The following is a 20,169-nucleotide window of genomic DNA, read 5'->3' as shown; positions in this document are numbered from 1 at the left end:
TCGTTGTGATTTGAACGGTGATGAATCAAGTTATTCTCTATAGGTTGTACTACCAACAACGTTAGGATCGTTATAGCGAGTTGGTTCTTGACGCTTTCTACCAGCCAAACCAGCTAAACCTAATAAACCGAGTAATCCTAACCAACCCCAGTCAAAACCTCTGTCTTCATAAACTCCTGTATTTGGTGCATTCGGATTGTTAATTGTGGGGTCTGTCGTGGTTTGTGCTTGTGCAGGTATGGTTAAGGGTAGTATTGACATACCCAAACTAAGAACACTAGCACTGACGAGCTTGCTGAGATTACTTTTTATCATGAGATCTTCCCTGATTTGTTGCAAAGTTATTCACAACTTTATCGAGTACCTACATCAACAAAATCAACCTCTGGCTATAAACTAAAAATATTTGACACTCCTGCTTAAGATATATCAATGCTGCAATGATGAACAAAAGCTAGGATAAAACTAATCTCTAGTTAGGCGTACTATAGTGGTTTAATAGCCTTTTATATATTTATTAGGCATCCTCAAGAATTTTTAGTCATAATTTAGATCTAAGTAAAATTTTTCAATGAGTGATAAGAGCGACGGTTATAAAGTTATTAGTGACAATCGGCAAGCCCGTTATTTGTACGATATTCTCGAAACCTACGAAGCTGGGATTCAGTTGACGGGGACTGAGGTGAAATCAATCCGTGCAGGTAGGGTAAATCTTCAAGATGGTTATGCTTTGCTCCGCAATGGAGAAGCATGGCTGATCAACGTACATATTTCGCCTTATACTGCCAGTGGACAGTATTTTAACCACGAACCACGCCGCACACGTAAACTACTGCTGCATCGCCAAGAAATCCGCAAGTTAATTGGTAAAGTAGAACAGCAAGGTTTGACTTTGGTTCCTCTGAAAATGTATTTCAAACGTGGTTGGGTGAAAATTAGTATTGCCCTTGTGAAGGGTAAAAAGCTGCATGATAAACGAGAGGATATGAAAAAACGTCAAGACCAACGTGAAATGCAACGGGCAATGAAGAATTATTAAATAGTCATTGGTCAAGTGTCATTGGTCAAGTGTCGTTGATCAAGTGTCATTTGTCCTTCGTGCAAAGCTAATAAATCATGACCATTAATCGATGATTATTCTCAGGGTACAAGAAAGCGGATTTATCCGTGCGGTCAATTCCATTTTCCAAAATCGGATCACCAATGACTAATAACTAATGACACTTGACCAATGACTACCAAGTATATTTTTCTTGTTCAGAATCTTGGTTAAATAATCCTAGTATAAGGCCGAGAATCGCTCCCACTAAAAAACCACCAGCATGGGCCCAGTAGGCAATACCTCCGCTTTCGATACCAATGTTGGTGGGTGCTTCGAGGCTAGCAAGGCCGTAAAAAGCTTGTTCGATAAACCAAAATCCGAGAAAAAAGTATGCTGGTACACGAAAGGTGGGAAAGAAAAATCCCAAGGGAACGACGCCAAGGACTTCTGCTTTGGGAAAACGGATGATATATGCTCCCAAAACGCCAGCGATCGCACCACTTGCACCTAATGAGGGAATCGCAGAATTTTGAGAAAAGTACCATTGAGCTAATGTTGCTACAACGCCACTAGCTAAATAGAAAAATAAATATTTAACATGACCTAATTTATCTTCGACGTTATTACCAAAAATCCATAAGAATAACATGTTACCACCAAGGTGTAGCAAACCACCATGCAAAAATTGGGCAGTAATTAACGTTACCCACTCTGGTACAGGTTGACTAACAGAAATACCTGCAAAACTAGCTGTCAGTTCTCGTGGTACGACTGCGAATAAGTGAAAAAACCCATCCAAATATTGGGGAGGAAGGCTTGATTCATAAAGGAATGCGAGAACGTTCGCAACAATCAGCCCATAAGTCACATAGGGGGTGATTTTTGTTGGATTATTATCTTTAATTGGAACCACAGGCTTTTTTCTTGCTTTTGCACAACTCAACTACACAATACCTGAGTTGTTAAGTGTTTAGGATTTACCTATGGATGGATTTAGTAAGATCTTCCAAAGATGTTTGTGAACAAGAAAGAAACTATGTATGTATGATCAACAACAAATACTTGTGTATTACATTTCAACTTAGAGAAAAAATTTATTTACCTGGATTTGTATAGTATTTTTTATTCGATTTTTTTATTTGGACTATATTTGTATGTGATCTCTAAAAATTACTTAGTTTATTACTATCTACTGATAATTTGTTAAAATTTGTAAATGAATATATATCTAATGATACAGATTCTGGAGTGTATGTTTTTTACAAAGTAACTTTATCTAACAATATTTCTCACTGATGGTAGATAAAATTTGCAATTCAACCTTTGGGGAGTGATTAGCTATTATTCCTGTCATAGTATGAAACATAAGAGTCTATTATTATTTGTATTCACTGATAGTGATCATAGAAGCAAACTTATTAGTAAAAAATGCTAGGGGTGTACAGTCCATGCCCTTGACGATCCTTGTAGTGGATGACGATCCGGGCACTCGTCTGTCTATCAGCGATTATCTTGAACTATCTGGCTACTTGGTAATTGTTGCTGATGATGGTCAAGAGGCTTTAGGCAAGGTGGAAGAGTACCATCCTGATTTGATGGTTACTGATATTGTCATGCCACGAATGAATGGTTATGAACTGGTACGCCAAGTGCGCCAACAATCTGCATTTCGTTTGCTACCAGTAATTTTGTTGACAGCACGGACAAAAACACAGGAAAGAATTCTTGGTTATCAGTCTGGATGTGATTTATACTTGCCCAAGCCTTTTGAATTAGAAGAGTTGGGAGCAGCTATTCGTAATTTGTTGGCGCGATCGCAAATTATTCAATCTGCATACCGTCTTTCTGATCTCGAAAATACCAATGCTTTAGAGACTAACGGTTCACAGTTAAATCATATTCAAAAATCCCAGTGGTTTTCAGAACTGACTTCCAGAGAACAAGAAGTTCTAGAACTTCTGACTCATGGTCTTTCTAATGCTGACATGGGTCAAAAGTTACACCTGAGTCCTCGAACTATAGAAAAATATGTTAGCAGTTTGTTGAGAAAAACAGGCACTAACAACAGAGCCGAATTAGTACGTTTTGCGATGAAGCATGGTCTAGTAGAATGAGGTGTGAGAGAAACAAGCGAGACAAGGGAGACAAGGGAGATGGGAAAATAACTAATGATAATTGACACTTAACCCTTGACTATTGACCACTATTAAAAAATATTTATAGCTTGTGAATTTTATACAAGTTAGTAAATTATTATCTGTATCAAAATTATTATTTTTGTAGGGTTGCGATCGCTCTAATCACCAAAAGCTAGTTGAGACTCTATTGGGTCGATAGCTGCTCGCCAGACATCGTATCCATTTTCGTTTAAATGTAATCCATCTGTGGTCAAATCTTCTCGCAAGTTACCTTCAAAATCTGCAAACCACTTGTAGAGATTGAGATAATTTACTCCTTCTTTTTGGGCAATTAAAGCAAGTTGATGATTGATAGCACGAATACGAATATTAGAAATATTAGACCAACGACTTGGTAAAATAGATTGAACAATAATCATACTATCTGGATGATTTTGTCGTAAGCGTCGCATAATTAAACGAGAATTGCTTAAAATCGCTTCATCACTTCTACCTTTGCGTAAATCGTTAATCCCAACCATAACATAAATGGCACTCGGTTTTGTTTTAGCAAAAGCCGATAATCTTTTTAAAACGCCACTAGAAGTATCTCCAGAAATTCCCTGATTCAACCATAATTTCTCACTAGAAAGGATTTGTTTCGGAAACCACATACTCAAAGAATCACCAACTAGAATACTCAAGCGATTTTTACCTTGACCTTTGGTCATTGCTTTGGCTTCCATCGCTAGCAAACTTTTCCAATCTTCATAAGTTAATTGATGCTTATTCCCAGAATCCCATAATGTTTTCAATTCTTCATTAGCTACACGTGTATAAATTTGACCAGCTTTGAGAGCAGCTAATCTATGATAGTAAAGTTGATTTCCAGACATAGGCTTCCAAGCTGGTTGATAGCTCGGTGTTAAAAATGACTCTGTCGCCACGGGTAAATTCTGCTCGCTAAATTCTGGAGAAGAGGTTTCCAAGGTAGGGACTAATGTCTCACTTGCTACTGGCTGTAAGTTGTCTTGGTTTTTCGGATTTCCTTGATGATCATCAGTGTGAAAAATAGATTGCTCTGGTAAAGTCGATACTGGTACAACTAATCCTGTTACCAAACCTGCTGCTAACAGATACATATCCCTCATGTCGTAGTTTCTCCCAATAGTTGGTTCTTTTCCCAAAAGCAGCGTTTTTTGGCTGGTATCAGGAAAATTCCTTATCAGCTAAATTATCACCTTTTACAGTATTTACACGTAATCAGTGTAATTAGCTAGCTCGTGAGATTAGTTTTTACAATATCTTTAATGACTTTATCTAGTGTTAATAACGTCTAATTAAATACTTTATATCTAAAAAAAATAGAGTTTTTACTAAGTTAGCAACTATCACTAAGCTGATGTGCGCTTAGATTAAATATTCTTGCGTTAGGACTGTCCAGGGTCAACAGTCCAAAGTCCAAGCTACTCTTTGACCCTGGACTGTTGACTTTTGACAACCTGCTCGCAAAATATACAATTTAAATGCATAACAGCTTATTTCAGAGCAATAGCCTTGGTATAAGTCCTCTGTGATACCCACTTTCAAGTCAGAAAAGTGTTAAGTCTCAAATCGATAACGGCTGCCAATAACATAATCTTCACTCATTTCAAACGAAATCCATCGCCTTTGCCAAGTTTCAGCCACAAAACCTGTTGTATTAGAACCTGCGAACGGGTCTAATACTAAATCACCTTCATCGGTTAAAAATTTGATAAAAAATTCTGCAAAACCTTGAGGAAAACGCGCAGGATGGGGTTGTATTCCCGCTGCTTTACAGCGACGTAGGTATGCACTGTTAGATTCAGTATTAGCAATTTCTAACAAATTAGGTGGTATTGCACCCTGATTATCTTTTTGAAAGCGATGAGAAATATCATGTCCACTAGGACGCATTTTTGCTTTATAGCCATTTTTGAGTAATTGCTTCATACTCTCACTGTATGGCTTTAAAACTTTTCTATTATCTGCTTTTGGATGAGGCGTTTTTGATAACCACCAAACTACATTGACTGAATCTTTAACACGAATGCGTCTAATTGTTACCCACTCAGCCGGGGTAGGCAGTCGCGCCGGGTTATAGTGATAAAATTCTTGGGCAAGGAAAAAGCCGACTTCTTTACACAGCCGCACTAATAATTCATATTGGTAGATACTTCGCACTGGATTACCAGGTAGATAAGCACCACCTAAATCCAACACAAATGAGCCATTATCTGTAAGTACTCGTTTAAATTGATCAGCGAAAGGTAGAAACCATTCAATATATTTTTCAGCGCTTTGATTACCGTATTCTTTTTGACGAGTCAGTGCAAATGGGGGTGAAGTCAATATTAAATTGATGCTGCTATCTTGAATAGATTTAATCAGTTCTTGGCTATCTCCCAGATATACTGCGCCATAATTTTGAGAGTAATAAGGTGGAATTTTTATTGCTTGTTTTGGTGTTATTTGTTCTTGCGTCAAGAGATTTTGTATTTATAATTAATTTTTATAGCCAATTTTAATTTGATCCCTTCATTGTAATTAAGAGGGGATCTCAGGCAGAAAATATAGCGTCAATGAAAATCTACCACTTTTTATAGGGAAGAAATTTTCCAGACATGATCACTTTGACGCGATCGCCTTTGGGGTCTTCTTCTTTTTCAATATCTAAAGTAAAATCGATTGCGCTCATAATCCCATCACCAAATTTTTCGTGAATCACCTCTTTGATTGGCATTCCATACACCTGCATAATTTCGTAAAAACGGTAAACTAGAGGATCTGTTGGTACAACTGGTCCTAATCCTTTTACAGGATATGCTGTTAATTCTTCCACATAACTTTCGTCAAGTCCTAATGCTTCAACTAATTGTTTCGCCTCTGACTCGGAAGCACTAGCTTGACGATAGATGACAGCTGCAATCCATACTTCATCACGCCCCAAAATCTTTTCTAAATCTGTAAAGCTTAGTCCTTTGTCTTTTTTTGCTGCTAACAGCTTTTGAGTAATTTCGGGAATAGACATATAAAGCCTCCTGTAGTTACTTGCTGGTCTAAAATTATATATTGCGATCGCTTTCAATGCTTCATTCACAAAGACACAAATGTTGTTGAATCTTGGTGTACTAAGGTTAATTTTAAGTAATTGGTTTAGTGACTGAGCATTGAAACACATGAAAATATTACGAACCTATCGAATTAATACTGAGCGTTGTATTCTCAGATGTGTCTGCGAACAAGATATTCCATATGTATTTTCAGCTACACGGTTCAAGGGTTTCAATAATGGGATGCTTTGGGAAGCACCACAATCAATCGAAGAACTTAACGAACCTCTTAAAAGAAGTCTTCAAGCCTGGGATTCTGGTTCAGCTTATACATTTACCATTGAATCCGTCAATAAGGGTATATTCCTCGGCAGAATTTCTATTAGAAAAGACGAAACAGAAGGCGTATGGAATATTGGGTTCTGGACACACCCAGAACATCAACGTCAGGGTTATATGACGGAAGCTGCTAAAGCAATCATTGAGTTTGGTTTTACTGTTTTGAATGCAATCCGTATCGAAGCATGTCATGCTTTGTGGAATATAGGTAGTGAGAAAGTGTTAACAAGGATTGGAATGAAGTTTGTTCGCCACATTGAACATGGTTTTCAAAAAGATGGCAAGTGGGTGGAGGAAAACTTATTAGCGATTAAGATAGAAGATTGGAAAATTTTAAAGAAAATATGACTTACGCACACTCTATGAATCCTTGGTGTTCTACCTTACAGTAGACACGTAGTGGCTTCCGCAGGTAGCCGCTTGCGCGTCTAAGGCGTCTTGGTGGTAGCCTACGGCAAGCCGCAGTCGCAGTGCGTCTACAATAAATTAACCTTTTTGGCGATTGTTGCGTAAGTCCTGGAAAAGTTAGAGCAACCTTTACTGTAAGTAATCGATTATTAATTAAAAATTACACAAAAAATCCCCCACCTTTCGGCAGGGGATTTTTTTATTACCTATCAAAACTAGCAGCCGAATTAACCGAACTTACCAGCCGTTGAGGCAATGAGGAATGCAGCGTAGGTTAGGACGTAGCCCACAGCGAAGTGAGTTAAACCAACCAAACGAGCTTGAACGATGGACAAAGCAACGGGCTTGTCTTTCCAGCGAACCAGGTTCGCAATTGGAGTACGTTCGTGGGCCCAAACAAGAGTTTCGATCAACTCTTGCCAGTAACCTCTCCAGGAGATGAGGAACATGAAACCAGTTGCCCAAACTAGGTGTCCGAAGAGGAACATCCAAGCCCAAACAGACAGGTTGTTCATGCCGTAGGGGTTGTAACCGTTGATCAACTGAGCGGAGTTCGCCCACAGATAATCACGGAACCAGCCCATTAAGTAAGTGGAAGATTCGTTGAACTGAGCAACGTTACCTTGCCAAATACCTAGATGCTTCCAGTGCCAGTAGAATGTTACCCAACCTACTGTATTTAATGCCCAGAAAGTAGCTAGATAGAAGGAGTCCCAACCGGAAATGTCGCAAGTACCGCCACGACCAGGACCGTCACAAGGGAAGGCATAACCGAAGTCCTTTTTATCGGGCATCAGTTTAGATCCACGAGCATCCAAAGCACCTTTAACAAGTATCAGTACTGTGGTGTGGATTGCCAGAGCAAAGGCATGGTGTACTAGGAAGTCACCAGGGCCAATTGTTAGGAACAAAGAGTTAGTACCAGAGTTGATTGCATCCAGCCAACCAGACAACCAAACGTTACCGTAGTTGGGATAAGCTGTGTAAGCAACGCTATCTGGGTTGGACAACAGAACGTTGAGTCCATAAAGCACTTTACCGTGAGAAGCTTGGATGAATTGAGCAAACACAGGCTCAATCAAAATTTGCTTTTCAGGTGTGCCAAAAGCAACTACTACGTCGTTGTGAACATACAGACCCAAGGTGTGGAAGCCCAAGAATAGGGATACCCAGCTTAGGTGAGAGATGATCGCTTCTTTGTGCTTCAGAACACGTTCAAGGACGTTGCCCTTGTTTTGTTCGGGATCGTAGTCACGTACCCAGAAGATGGCACCGTGAGCGAAAGCACCGAGCATCAAGAAAATCGCAATGTACTGGTGGTGAGTGTACAGCGCTGCCTGAGTTGTGTAGTCCCTAGCAATAAATGCGTAAGGAGGCAGGGAGTACATGTGCTGCGCTACCAAAGAGGTGATTACACCCAAGCAAGCCAGGTGCCAACCCAATTGGAAGTGCAGAGAGTTGTTGTAAGTTTCGTAAATGCCTTGGTGAGGCATGTTGAAGGGGCCTTCAACGGGTTTACCGAAGAAGGTTTTGGCATCCATCATTTCTTTGATGCTGTGACCGATGCCAAAGTTGGTGCGGTACATGTGACCAGCAACGATGAACAGAACTGCGATCGCCAAGTGGTGGTGAGCCATATCGGTCAACCACAGGGATTCAGTCTGGGGATGGAAACCACCCAAGAAAGTCAGAATCGCAGTCCCAGCGCCTTGGGAAGTACCAAACACATGGCTGGCGGTGTCAGGGTTTTCCGCGTAAACACCCCAGTTACCAGTGAAGAAGGGTTGCAAGCCTGCTGGGTGAGGTAAGGTGCTGAGGAAGTTGTCCCAGCCTACGTGCTGTCCGCGAGATTCGGGGATCGCAACGTGAACTAAGTGACCAGTCCAAGCTAATGAACTTACACCAAATAAACCTGCCAAGTGGTGGTTAAGACGAGACTCAGCCATCTTAAACCAAGCGAGACTTGGACGGAATTTGGGTTGTAAGTGCAACCAACCTGCAAACAAGAATACAGAGGCCAACAACAACAGGAAGATGGAACCCATGTACAGGTCGCCATTTGTCCGCATACCAATGGTGTACCACCAGTGGTAAACACCTGAGTAGGCAATATTTACTGGGTTGCTAGCACCACCTTGAGTAAAAGCTTCGATCGCTGGTTTACCAAAGTGGGGGTCCCAAATCGCGTGAGCAATAGGACGGATATGAAGAGGGTCTGTAATCCACTGTTCAAAGTTACCTTGCCAGGCCACGTGGAATAACAGGCTGGAAGCCCACAGGAAAATGATTGCCAAATGACCGAAGTGAGTAGCGAAAATCTTTTGGTAAAGATTTTCTTCGGTCATGCCATCATGGCTTTCAAAATCATTTCCCATAGCCATCGCATACCAGATCCGACGTGTAGTCGGGTCTTGTGCGAGATCCTGGCTAAATTTTGGAAATTTTGTTGCCATAGCTTTTGATAAGTCCTCTGACTTTTAGCCATCACGTATCAGCTTTGTGAGTTGTTAGTTGTTAGTTGTTAGTTGTTAGCTACTTAGTGTTGCTTACTGAATTACCAACAATCAACAAATAACCAAGTTCTACTAACTCCCAACTACTAACTACTAACTACTAACTCTTCTGGCTGATTGCTAACCTACTGAAAGAATGTGTGCGTGGAAGAATGCCCAGGTTGTGGCAATTCCTCCTAATAGGTAGTGAGCGACACCAACAGCCCGACCTTGAATAATACTCAGAGCGCGGGGTTGAATTGCTGGTGCTACTTTCAGTTTATTATGCGCCCAAACAATGGACTCAATTAGTTCTTGCCAGTAGCCACGACCACTGAACAGGAACATTAAGCTGAATGCCCAAATGAAGTGTGCGCCCAAGAACATCAATCCGTAAGCAGACAGGGCGCTGCCATAGGAGTTGATGACTTGTGTAGCTTGCGCCCATAAGAAGTCACGCAACCAGCCATTGATGGTAATGGCACTCTGGGCAAAGTTGCCACCGGTGATGTGAGACACGTTACCAGCTGCGTCTACTGTTCCCCAAACGTCAGACTGCATCTTCCAGCTAAAGTGGAAAATCACAATTGAGATGGAGTTGTACATCCAGAACAAACCGAGGAATACGTGGTCCCAACCAGATACTTGGCAGGTGCCGCCACGACCAGGGCCATCACAGGGGAAGCGGAAGCCCAAGTTTGCTTTGTCTGGAATTAGACGAGAACTGCGGGCAAACAATACGCCCTTGAGCAGAATGAGGACTGTAACGTGGATGGTGAAGGCGTGAATGTGGTGAACCAAGAAATCGGCTGTACCCAAAGCAATGGGCATCATCGCGATTTTTCCGCCTACAGCCACGATACCGCCGCCAAAGGCATAGCTAACAGGTTGAAGCGCGTTGGGTGCGGTTGCACCAGGAGCTAGGGTGTGCAGGTTTTGCACCCACTGAGCAAATACGGGCTGCAACTGAATTGCAGTATCAGAGAACATGTCTTGGGGACGTCCCAAGGCACGCATTGTGTCGTTGTGAATGTAGAGTCCAAAGCTATGGAAGCCAAGGAATATACATACCCAGTTCAAGTGAGAGATGATTGCATCTCGGTGGCGAATTACCCGATCCAAAACGTTGTTTTGGTTCACTACTGGGTCGTAATCGCGCACCATGAAGATGGCTGCGTGTGCAGCACCACCAACAATCAAGAAGCCGCCAATCCACATGTGGTGAGTGAATATGCACAGCTGGGTGGCGTAATCTGTCGCCAAGTACGGATACGGAGGCATCGCGTACATGTGGTGTGCCACGATGATTGTCAGCGAACCCAAGAAGGCAAGGTTAGTTCCTAATTGAGCGTGCCAAGAGGTGATCATGTTTTCATAGAGACCCTTGTGACCTTCGCCGGTGAAGGGACCTTTGTGGTTTTCGAGGATCTCTTTGAGGCTGTGACCGATGCCCCAGTTGGTACGATACTGGTGACCAGCAATGATGAATAGTACTGCGATCGCCAAGTGGTGATGGGCAATATCTGTCATCCACAAGCCACCTGTCACTGGGTTCAAACCTCCCTTGAAGGTGAGGAAGTCTGAATATACGCCCCAATTCAAGGTGAAGAATGGTGCCAGACCCTTAGCAAAACTGGGATACAGATCTATCAAGTTCGCTGAGTTCAGGATGAACTCGTGGGGCAAGGGTATATCCTTGACCGCGACTCCTGCATCTAACAGCTTGTTGATGGGCGCGGATACGTGGATCAAGTGTCCAGCCCAGCCCAAGGAACCACAACCTAACAGTACTTGCAAGTGGTGATTCAGCATGGACTCAGCATTCTGGAACCATTCCAACTTGGGAGCGCGTTTGTGGTAGTGGAACCAGCCAGCAAACAAGAGTAAGCCTGCTAATACCAGACCACCGATCGCAGTGCAGTACAGTTGGAACGAGTTGGTAATACCCCAACCACGCCAAATTTGGAACAAGCCAGAGGTAATTTGAATACCGTGGAAGCCGCCGCCGACATCCCCGTTCAAAATATCTTGACCAACGATTGGCCAAACGACTTGAGCACTAGGTTTGACGTTGAGAGGGTCGCTTAACCAAGCTTCGTAATTGGAAAAACGAGCGCCGTGGAAAATCATCCCGCTTAACCACAAAGTCACTACGGCTAAGTGACCGAAGTGTGCTGCGAAGATCTTGCGGGAAATGTCTTCTAAATCGCTTGTATGTGTATCAAAATCGTGGGCGAGTGCGTGCAGGTTCCAAATCCATGTGGTGGTTTTGGGACCTTTGGCTAGAGATCTGTCGAAGTGTCCTGGTTTAGCCCAACGATCAAATGAAGTGGGTACCGGGTCATTATCGACTATGACTCTTGCCTTTTTTTCCTCTCGCTCCGGAGGACTTATTGTCATTCGACCTCCTCTCTTAAAAAGGACTGAGGAATCATGGTTACCACAGGGGGCCTTCTCGGCTTTTGTAAACCTTAGTCGCATTCTCCATTAATTTTCTGGATCAGCGATGAAGACTTTAATGTGGAGAGTGGTTTCTGTTGAATTATAAAGTCTTATCTTGCACATTGTTGGAGACATTTTAACAATAATTCAAAATCCTTGGAGTAATTGCGTAATCTGCTTTCTGAGTTCAAACTACTTGTCCAAAAGTCAATAGTTTCTCCATATATTTTACAAAGGTAAACAATTCGCAAAGTTTATAGTTCAATTTCGATTAGTCTACTCTATATTTTAGTTACAACATTATTGCCAGATCAGGCTATTTCTGTTATATGCGTTACTAAATTATGGTTAAATTACTATTAAGAAAAATAGTTATGTTTATTACATAAGATTAATTTATGCTTTCATAAGCAAATTAAAATTTAGATTTTTTTGGTAAGGAACAACACAGATTTGATCTTTTGGCTCATTTTTTCAGTGGATAGTTTGAGCAAAAATAATCTGTCAGTTGTTAATGAATAAATGAAAAACATGAATTCGTGGCGAACGACGGCTGTAACTTTCCTAAAATCGCTCATCGCTTTTGTACTAGTGTTGAGTGTGACGAGCTGCGCTGAAAAAGCTGTTACCCAAGAACCATCTGGTAGCTTGCAACCAAAGACTGAAATTTCAACGAAGCAATTCTCAGAAGTTGCCCCACCGACTGTGATCCAAGAACTACGAAATTATACTGATTTATACAGACCACAAGTATCTATTATTTCGCCTCAAGCAGATGAAATCCTTCAAGACAACACAGTCACAGTCCGTTTTCAGGTCAAAGACCTTCCCATTTATAAAGATCCAAAATTCAATTTAGGCCCTCATCTGGAAGTAATTCTGGACAATCAACCTGAAATAGCAGTTTATGATCTAAATCAACCCCTGGTCTTGTCTGACTTACCTCCAGGTACTCATACACTACGTGTTTTTGCTTCACGTCCTTGGCAGGAAAGCTATAAAAATGAAGGTGCTTACACCCAAACCACATTTCATATTTTCACGAAGAGTGACAATAATAACCCTGATCCAGCATTGCCCTTGTTAACTTACAACAGCCCTGATGGTAATTATGGGGCAGAACCGATTTTACTGGACTTTTATTTAACCAACGCGCCCTTACATTTGCTGGCTAAAGACAATCCCGATAATCCATTTGCAGATTGGCGTATTCGTTGCACAATTAATGGTGAAAGCTTTATTCTTGATCGCTGGCAAGCTGTTTACCTCAAAGGCTTTAAACCTGGTAAAAACTGGGTCAAGCTAGAGTTTCTCGATAGCCAAGGTAACACTGTCAAAAACGAATTCAACAGCACAGTCAGGTTGATCACCTACGAACCTAAAACAAAAGACACCCTTGCTCAAATTTTCAGAGGACAACTCTCAGCAGATCAAGTCCGCACAATTGTAGATCCAAACTACACAGTAAAAACACCAACTGCTGAACCGACACCAGAAATTTTACCTGAACAAGAAAAGCTTGTTGTTCCGGAATTAGAACCGACACCTACACCTACACCTACCGTTGAAACTACACCGGAACCACAACCTCAACAAGAGAAACAACCTGTTCCAAAAACACAACCGACACCAACTGTTGAATCGACGCCAGAAATAACACCCGAACTAGAAAAGTCGATTCTGGAAACAGAACCAACACCCACCCCCAGCGTCACACCGACTGTTGAAACTACACCAGAACCTGTTCCGCAAACCCAATCCAAAAAACCAAGATTTGGTGGCTTTTTTAAACGTCGTGCAAGTGAAGTACCTACAGCGCAACCAACTGTAGAAGCATCTCCGGAAGTGACTCCATCGACATTACCAGAGATAATTATTGAGTCACCAGCATCAGAAACATCAGAACAGCAAGATCAAGAAACTTCAACTTCTGTACAAAATGATTAAAAAATAGTTTGTAGTAAGTGCTTTAGCGCTTAATAAAATATAAGGACTAAAGTCCTTACTACAAACACATAGTATTTTTTATTAAGCAGTAAAAATACTTAACTGTAAATGCTGGGATAAAGCCTCAATTAATGCGATCGCACCCACAGGATTACCTGTACTATCTAATGGCGGACTATAACAAGCGATCGCACCCTTACCAGGTACTACTGCTAAAAGTGTACCGCTAATACCAGATTTCATTGGCAGACCAATTCGCACAGCATATTGAAAAGAAGCTTCGTACAGTCCACAGGTTAACATCAGGGTGTTAACAATCTGACGATGCTTTGCTGATATTAATTCACTTGCACAAGCTAAGATTTTTCCTAGATTTGCTAAGTCTGTAACTGTTCCAGCTAAACAACATATTTGTTCGTAAGTGTCAATAGCTATTGCTGGATGATTTACATAACCAGCCTCGGCTAAATAGCACGTAATATCTAGGTTAGTTTGAGAACTTGCGGAACGTACCGAAGCGAGTGTGACTTCATCCAACTTGAGTTGACAACCGGCGATTTGATTTAACCATTGACAGAATTTTTGAGTGCGATCGCTGGCGTTGTTTCCTGGTAATTTATCAGCAAGAGTAATTGCTCCACTGTTAATCATTGGATTGCGGGGATGTCCACCATCAGCAACCAGTTGTTCTACAGAATTGAAAGTATTAAGGGATGGTTCAACTCCAACCCAGCTAAAAACGGTTTCACTTCCAAAACATTCTAATAGATACAATAACGAAAACGGCTTAATAGCACTCATGAAGGGAAAAATACAAGCCGTATCGCCAGCACTAATATTTTCTCCTGACGCACAACAAATGTGAACCGCAAACCAATTGGAATTAGCTACAGCTAGCTGGGGAATGCGTCCAACAACTTGTCCTTGAGATGCTTGGACTTTGGCTTGCTGTATATAAGTTAGTAACTCGGTAGTAATGAGTGTTTCTAATTTTCTCAAAGCTGCCTAGTCTTTGAATGAAAGATGTACTTTAAAAGATAAGCGATCACCCTTTAATTTTTAATTGTTATGACTCCTCGTGTCAGAGCGCCAGAACTACCACAAAATTTCCCTTGGCTTAATACCGAAAAACCCTTATCTTTACAAAAACTCCGGGGTAGAGTCATAATACTAGACTTTTGGACATATTGTTGCATCAACTGTTTGCATGTTCTGCCAGATTTAAAATATTTAGAACATAAATACAAAGATAGCCTGACAGTTATCGGCGTACACAGTGCAAAATTTGACAACGAAAAAGAAATCGACAATATCCGCCAAGCTATTCTGCGCTACGACATCGAACATCCAGTTTTAATCGATAGTGGTTTTAAAGTTTGGGAAAATTACGCCGTTCGTGCTTGGCCTACCTTAATGGTAATTGACCCAGAAGGTTATGTAGTTCATTATGTCTCTGGTGAAGGTCATCGAAATATTTTAGATCAAGTTATCGAAAAATTAATTAGTCAACACCAAGAAAAAGGTACTATTAATTTTCAAGAACTACAACTCATTTTAGAGAAACAGCAACAACCATTAATTACACCATTAGCCTTTCCTGGTAAAGTCTTAGCCACAACAGCAGGATTATTCATCGCTGACTCTGGACATCATCGAATTATCATGAGTACTTTCGATGGGGAAGTTCTAAATATAATTGGTAGCGGACAACCTGGGTTAAAAGATGGTTCTTTTGATGAAGCGCAATTTTTTGCACCCCAGGGAATGACATTTGATGTAGAAAATCAAATGCTGTATATCGCAGATACAGAAAATCATGCACTGCGACGTGTAGATTTGCTGCGTCAAGTTGTCGAAACTATTGCTGGAACAGGAGAACAAAGTCGTAATATCCAACCACATAGTGGTATTAGTACACAAACAGCCTTAAATTCTCCTTGGGATTTACAAAAAGTGAGAAATAGTTTATTTATCGCTATGGCAGGGTCGCATCAGATTTGGCAAATGGATTTAGAAAATAATATTGTCAAAACCTATGCGGGTACGGGTGCAGAAGCTTGTGTTGATGGTACACTCAGCGAATCTGCTTTTGCTCAACCTAGTGGTATCACTACTGATGGCAAAGAATTATATATTGCTGACAGTGAAGTTAGTTCAATTCGTGGTGTGGGAATAGTTGAACCAAAACTAGTGAGAACGGTTTGTGGTAGTAGTGCGTTATTTGGTTTTGGCGATGTGGACGGACAAGGTAATGATGTCAGATTACAGCATTGTTTGGGAATAGAATACACGCAAAAATTCCTATGGATTGCTGATAGCTACAACCATAAAATTAAATTAGTCAGTCCTCATACGGGGAATTGTCAAACAGTATTAGGAAATGGTACGGCTGGTTTACAAGATGGTCAAGGGAAAAATAGCTGCTTTTATGAACCTTCAGGATTAAGTATTATGAGTTCTCATTTATATATTGCTGATACTAATAATCACGCTATTCGCCATGTAGATTTAAATAATTTGATTGTAAAAACACTACAATTTACTGGCTTATGCGCTCCGAATGTTTGTGTTCCCTAATACTCCACCACATTGATTTTGATGAATAATGGGTATTCAGATCCCCGACTTCTTAAAGAAGTCGGGGATCTATATATGAGGTTATTTTCTCAAATTTTTAACTAAATTGATGTCTGTTAATTAGCAGAATATCCTAGAATTTGTATTTAAATTATGGTGGTTAGTGTCCATCATAAATCAACTTTCTCTATTTATCTGATATGAACGAAAAAATTATACCTCTAGATTGTGATGATGTTATACTTTTAGGAAAAGATACATTTAAAGTCAGTAGATTAAAAGAGCTAATAGAGAAACAAATTAGACATCGATTGCAGCGACGAGTGTATGAGTCTAATAGTCTGGAACCCGGCGTTTCAATGTTAGAGTTATTTAATTTAATATCTTTGGGTGAACATCATATCAAACTTAGTGAAATTCAATTTAACTATGTTATTAATTGCCAGGTACTAAGAATTAGCAGCGAAGGTTGGCGCAAAGGTAAGCTTAATATTGAGGTATGTATTTTATCTCTGAACCCAAATCTTAATCAAATTTACTTGGAGTTTCATCCAGAAGAGTTTATTGAGTATGACTCACTTTTAGATGATATTTGTAAAATTATCGCTGAAAATTAAGTGCAAGATTGGGTGGAGGTTTTCTCGTGTTTGAAGCCAGAAGGTGGCGTAAAGCTAGAAGGAATATTGCAGAAGATTTGGCTGGGTATCTATTTATGTTCCCTGCGATTTTGGTTTTACTAACTTTTGTAGTTCTACCGATTGTTTGGGCAATTTTCCTATCTCTGCAAAAAGTCCAACTTCTTGGTGGTATTAAGTACGAGTTTATTGGTTTTCGCAACTTTACACGGCTAGTGGAAGATGAACGGGTTTGGATTGCTCTCAAGAATACCGTGGAATACGTTGCCATTGTTGTACCCATGCAAACTATTTTGGCATTAGTTCTAGCTGTGACTCTCAATTCGGGGATTCGTGGGAAAAACTGGTGGCGCATTCTTTACTTTTTACCCACAGTTACTTCTTCTGCGGTGTTGACGCTCATCTTTATGTGGATTTACAACACTGATGGGTTACTGAATGATTTTCTGGCTTTTGTGGGACTACCTACTTACAACTGGTTAGGTGATCCGGCGGTAGCACTCAAAGGGATTATGATCATGAATATTTGGTCAACAGCACCTTTTTACATGGTCATCTATTTAGCAGCGTTGCAGGATATTCCTCAATCACTTTACGAAGCAGCAGAATTAGATGGTGCTAATGATTGGCAAAAGTTTATTTACGTGACAATTCCCATGCTCAAACCTGTTACCTTCTTTGTGGTAGCAATGGGGATCATCGGGACTTTTCAGCTTTTTGACCAATCTTATATATTTTCAAATGGTAATGGCGGTCCCAATAATGCTACTTTAACGGTGGTTTTGCTGATATATCAAGCAGTATTTCGTAATTTGCAAATGGGGTATGCAGCTGCGATCGCTTTTCTACTCGCAACAGTCATCATTATAATTACATTGTTGCAAAGGCGGATTTTTGGCGTTCAAAGGGAATAGGGAACGCGTAACAGGAAAGTTCCCTTTTTCGTAACGTCTAAAATCTAAAATTGATAGCGAATTTCTCCCTTAATTACATTGTTGCTAACATCTTCTCGCCCGAGCATTACTTCATAATTAATTGCACCTGCAAAATTTTGAGAAAAAAGTATCTGTGTTCCTGCACCTAATTTAAAATAATCGCGATCAGGTTCACTTGTTTGGACACGCATCGGTATACCTGGTTGAGTCACAAGTTCTGTGGTGATGGTGCGGTGTGTGAGTGCAAATTGATATTCATAACTGGCGTGAATATTCGGTATGATGAAACCAATGCTAGTGTTCACTGTCACGGCAGCTTGAGCGCCGACACTCACAATTAATGATTCTGCTTGTTGATCATCTACTTTCAGATTGAGACTACCCGCACCTGTTTCTGTGTAACCATCGATGTTGATGCGATCGTATTTCAAACCAAGGGTAGGCCCATAAGAAATATTACCTGATTTAGCAATGTAACCACTGTTGATATTTACTGAAAACTGTCTTCCATCAGTGTTAGCTGTAGCTCTACGGTGATCGAAATCAATTTGGCGTTTGAGATCAAAGTCATTATTACCGTAGCTAATTACAGCATTCGTGTAAAAGTTTTTCTCGACATAGTTGCTATAGACTGAAACAGCATAGCCGTCAATTTTGATGTCACCTTGATTTTGCTGCAAGTCAGTTTCATGATTAACAACACCCAATGCTACCCCTAAAGCAAATTGATCTGTGACACTATAATCAACGCCTGCGGTGACACCACCTGTTGTATAGTCATAATCTGGATGCTCATCAGAATGTTGACTACCAAAATTGACATCATCATTAACGAATACACCCCAGGAATCTGTTGATTCTGTTTGCGAAGTCTTTTGCAGTGCTAACAAACGATTATCGATTAACTGCGCTTGTGTTTGGGCTATATGTAAGGCGATTTCCGCTTGTGGGACGATCGCTGCTGGAGCATCCAACACAGCTTCAGTGTATTCTGCAATAAACTGGTGTCCGCGATCTGTAGGATGAACCTGATCCCAAAATAAATATTCATCAGGATTAGAACAAATTGTACCTGCTTGCTGATCAAAACAAGGGTCATTTGTATTTCTTAAACCATATCGCTCCGGCTGATCAATAACTTCGTTAAATAAAGCATTAATATCAAGCGGAACAATATTAACATTGTGGTTTTTAGCTATTTCTTGAAGAGCAGAATTTAAGTTAGTATTGTGACTTTTAATTAAAGCGGTGGTGGTGTCATTAGTACCTTGCGATCGCTCTTGGGGAGTTTTGCCTAAATCTGGTAAGTTAGGCACAATAATATTACGAGCGCCTTTATTAATTAGTGTTGTAATTGCATTAGATAAATTATTGACTACTAATTGTGTATTAGTTGCTCTTTTTGCTGTTGGTTGAATGAGGTAATCATTAGCACCAGCCCATAAAATAAATAAAGCGTTAGGACTAGGGTTTTCTGGTGTAGAAGTAAAATCGTTGATTTGAGATGACAAAGATGGAAGGGGTATAATTAACGATTCGCTCAGGACATTAGTATTTCCCGATGTGGAACCACCGACAGCATAATTAGTAGTTTCATTAGCATCAATATTTAAGTATGAGCCTAATACTTCCACCCAAATCGGCCCATTAGAAAAACGCCCTTTAAAATATGGTGGACTGAGGGGAATTGTACCTCCGGTGATTCGATATAGGTTGCCATTATCAGATAAACTGTCGCCGAAAATAAAAAATTGATTGTAATCTCCTGCTAAAGCTTTGAAAGGTAATAAATTAGATACAACAGAAAAAGCGATCGCCACTGGTATTTTTTTGATCACACCATTTTTTGCTCAAAATATTTGGCAAATTTTACTAAATTTCTCACCAGTAACGCTCTAGCAATTAATTAAATTTTCTTTTAAGTAATGCAAAGATTAAGTCATCGAGTCTTTGAACTCCGTCGTCGAGTCTTTGATACTCGTCGTCGAGTCTTTGATACTCGTCATCGAGTCTTTGAACTCCGTCGTCGAGTCTTTGATACTCGTCGTCGAGTCTTTGATACTCGTCGTCGAGTCTTTGACGCGCACCCCACAGAGAAAGAGCGATCGCCATTGCTAGTAAAATTGGTACACTGTACCAGGGAAACTGGGATAAGGGTAAA

17 protein-coding genes are annotated in these 20,169 nt (G+C 40.6%); 8 read left to right on the top strand and 9 right to left on the bottom strand.

Annotated features, from left to right (window positions below; genetic code table 11):
• Positions 1-30: 30 nt before the first annotated feature.
• A complete protein-coding gene (locus tag B4U84_RS18330) occupies positions 31-312 on the bottom strand; it encodes a WGxxGxxG family protein (protein ID WP_131121003.1) in 282 nt (93 codons plus the stop codon).
• A 259-nt stretch (positions 313-571) separates the two neighbouring features.
• Here B4U84_RS18330 and smpB point away from each other — a divergent pair, with 259 nt between their 5' ends.
• Positions 572-1,039: an SsrA-binding protein SmpB gene (smpB, locus tag B4U84_RS18325; RefSeq protein ID WP_131119923.1), complete on the top strand. Its 468-nt coding sequence runs from the start codon at positions 572-574 to the stop codon at positions 1,037-1,039.
• 196 nt (positions 1,040-1,235) lie between these two features.
• Here the strand turns inward: smpB and B4U84_RS18320 are convergent, their stop codons facing one another.
• Positions 1,236-1,955, bottom strand: a complete 720-nt coding sequence (locus tag B4U84_RS18320) for a rhomboid family intramembrane serine protease (RefSeq protein ID WP_131119921.1) — start codon at positions 1,953-1,955, stop codon at positions 1,236-1,238.
• A gap of 535 nt (positions 1,956-2,490) precedes the next feature.
• Here B4U84_RS18320 and B4U84_RS18315 point away from each other — a divergent pair.
• The gene (locus B4U84_RS18315) at positions 2,491-3,156 is read left to right on the top strand and encodes a response regulator transcription factor (RefSeq protein WP_017310559.1); all 666 of its coding nucleotides are present in this window, start codon (positions 2,491-2,493) and stop codon (positions 3,154-3,156) included.
• Positions 3,157-3,338: 182 nt separating this feature from the next.
• On the opposite strand, the gene B4U84_RS18310 is transcribed toward B4U84_RS18315, so the two are convergent.
• The 3 genes from B4U84_RS18310 to cynS form a co-directional block, all read right to left on the bottom strand.
• On the bottom strand, positions 3,339-4,310 hold the full coding sequence (locus B4U84_RS18310) for an SGNH/GDSL hydrolase family protein (protein WP_026081892.1): 972 nt from the start codon (positions 4,308-4,310) through the stop codon (positions 3,339-3,341).
• A gap of 451 nt (positions 4,311-4,761) precedes the next feature.
• The gene (locus B4U84_RS18305; protein WP_131119918.1) at positions 4,762-5,667 is read right to left on the bottom strand and encodes a DNA-methyltransferase; all 906 of its coding nucleotides are present in this window, start codon (positions 5,665-5,667) and stop codon (positions 4,762-4,764) included.
• A 103-nt stretch (positions 5,668-5,770) separates the two neighbouring features.
• Complete coding sequence (cynS, locus tag B4U84_RS18300) at positions 5,771-6,211, bottom strand: cyanase (RefSeq protein WP_017310556.1); 441 nt, start codon at positions 6,209-6,211, stop codon at positions 5,771-5,773.
• A 148-nt stretch (positions 6,212-6,359) separates the two neighbouring features.
• On the opposite strand from cynS, the gene B4U84_RS18295 reads away from it, so the two are divergent.
• Positions 6,360-6,920, top strand: coding sequence for a GNAT family N-acetyltransferase (locus B4U84_RS18295; protein WP_131119917.1), 561 nt, complete (start codon positions 6,360-6,362; stop codon positions 6,918-6,920).
• A 287-nt stretch (positions 6,921-7,207) separates the two neighbouring features.
• Here the strand turns inward: B4U84_RS18295 and psaB are convergent, their stop codons facing one another.
• Together psaB and psaA are read right to left on the bottom strand one after the other, a co-directional pair.
• Positions 7,208-9,433, bottom strand: coding sequence for a photosystem I core protein PsaB (psaB, locus tag B4U84_RS18290; protein ID WP_017310553.1), 2,226 nt, complete (start codon positions 9,431-9,433; stop codon positions 7,208-7,210).
• Between the two features lie 180 nt (positions 9,434-9,613).
• Entirely contained in the window at positions 9,614-11,872 is a 2,259-nt protein-coding gene (gene psaA / locus B4U84_RS18285) for a photosystem I core protein PsaA (protein WP_096678020.1), read from the bottom strand.
• Between the two features lie 573 nt (positions 11,873-12,445).
• Here psaA and B4U84_RS18280 point away from each other — a divergent pair.
• The gene (locus B4U84_RS18280) at positions 12,446-13,861 is read left to right on the top strand and encodes a hypothetical protein (protein WP_131119914.1); all 1,416 of its coding nucleotides are present in this window, start codon (positions 12,446-12,448) and stop codon (positions 13,859-13,861) included.
• Positions 13,862-13,942: 81 nt separating this feature from the next.
• Here the strand turns inward: B4U84_RS18280 and B4U84_RS18275 are convergent, their stop codons facing one another.
• Complete coding sequence (locus B4U84_RS18275; protein WP_131119912.1) at positions 13,943-14,860, bottom strand: glutaminase; 918 nt, start codon at positions 14,858-14,860, stop codon at positions 13,943-13,945.
• Between the two features lie 69 nt (positions 14,861-14,929).
• On the opposite strand from B4U84_RS18275, the gene B4U84_RS18270 reads away from it, so the two are divergent.
• The 3 genes from B4U84_RS18270 (at position 14,930) to B4U84_RS18260 (ending at position 17,987) form a co-directional block, all read left to right on the top strand.
• Positions 14,930-16,438, top strand: a complete 1,509-nt coding sequence (locus B4U84_RS18270) for a thioredoxin-like domain-containing protein (protein WP_131119910.1) — start codon at positions 14,930-14,932, stop codon at positions 16,436-16,438.
• Positions 16,439-16,638: 200 nt separating this feature from the next.
• Complete coding sequence (locus B4U84_RS18265; protein WP_017310548.1) at positions 16,639-17,055, top strand: KGK domain-containing protein; 417 nt, start codon at positions 16,639-16,641, stop codon at positions 17,053-17,055.
• A gap of 26 nt (positions 17,056-17,081) precedes the next feature.
• The gene (locus B4U84_RS18260) at positions 17,082-17,987 is read left to right on the top strand and encodes a carbohydrate ABC transporter permease (RefSeq protein WP_131119908.1); all 906 of its coding nucleotides are present in this window, start codon (positions 17,082-17,084) and stop codon (positions 17,985-17,987) included.
• 44 nt (positions 17,988-18,031) lie between these two features.
• Here the strand turns inward: B4U84_RS18260 and B4U84_RS18255 are convergent, their stop codons facing one another.
• Positions 18,032-19,846 carry an autotransporter domain-containing protein gene (locus B4U84_RS18255; RefSeq protein ID WP_131119906.1) on the bottom strand — a complete coding sequence of 605 codons (1,815 nt, stop codon included), beginning with the start codon at positions 19,844-19,846 and terminating at the stop codon, positions 18,032-18,034.
• 87 nt (positions 19,847-19,933) lie between these two features.
• Here B4U84_RS18255 and B4U84_RS30670 point away from each other — a divergent pair.
• The coding region (locus tag B4U84_RS30670) for a hypothetical protein (protein WP_165490314.1) at positions 19,934-20,169 on the top strand (236 nt) is incomplete at its 3' end.

The organism is Westiellopsis prolifica IICB1, assembly GCF_004323185.1.
Classification (GTDB): domain Bacteria; phylum Cyanobacteriota; class Cyanobacteriia; order Cyanobacteriales; family Nostocaceae; genus Pelatocladus; species Pelatocladus prolificus_A.
The sequence above is the reverse complement of the archived record's forward strand: the minus strand, read 5'-3'. Positions and strand labels throughout refer to the sequence as shown.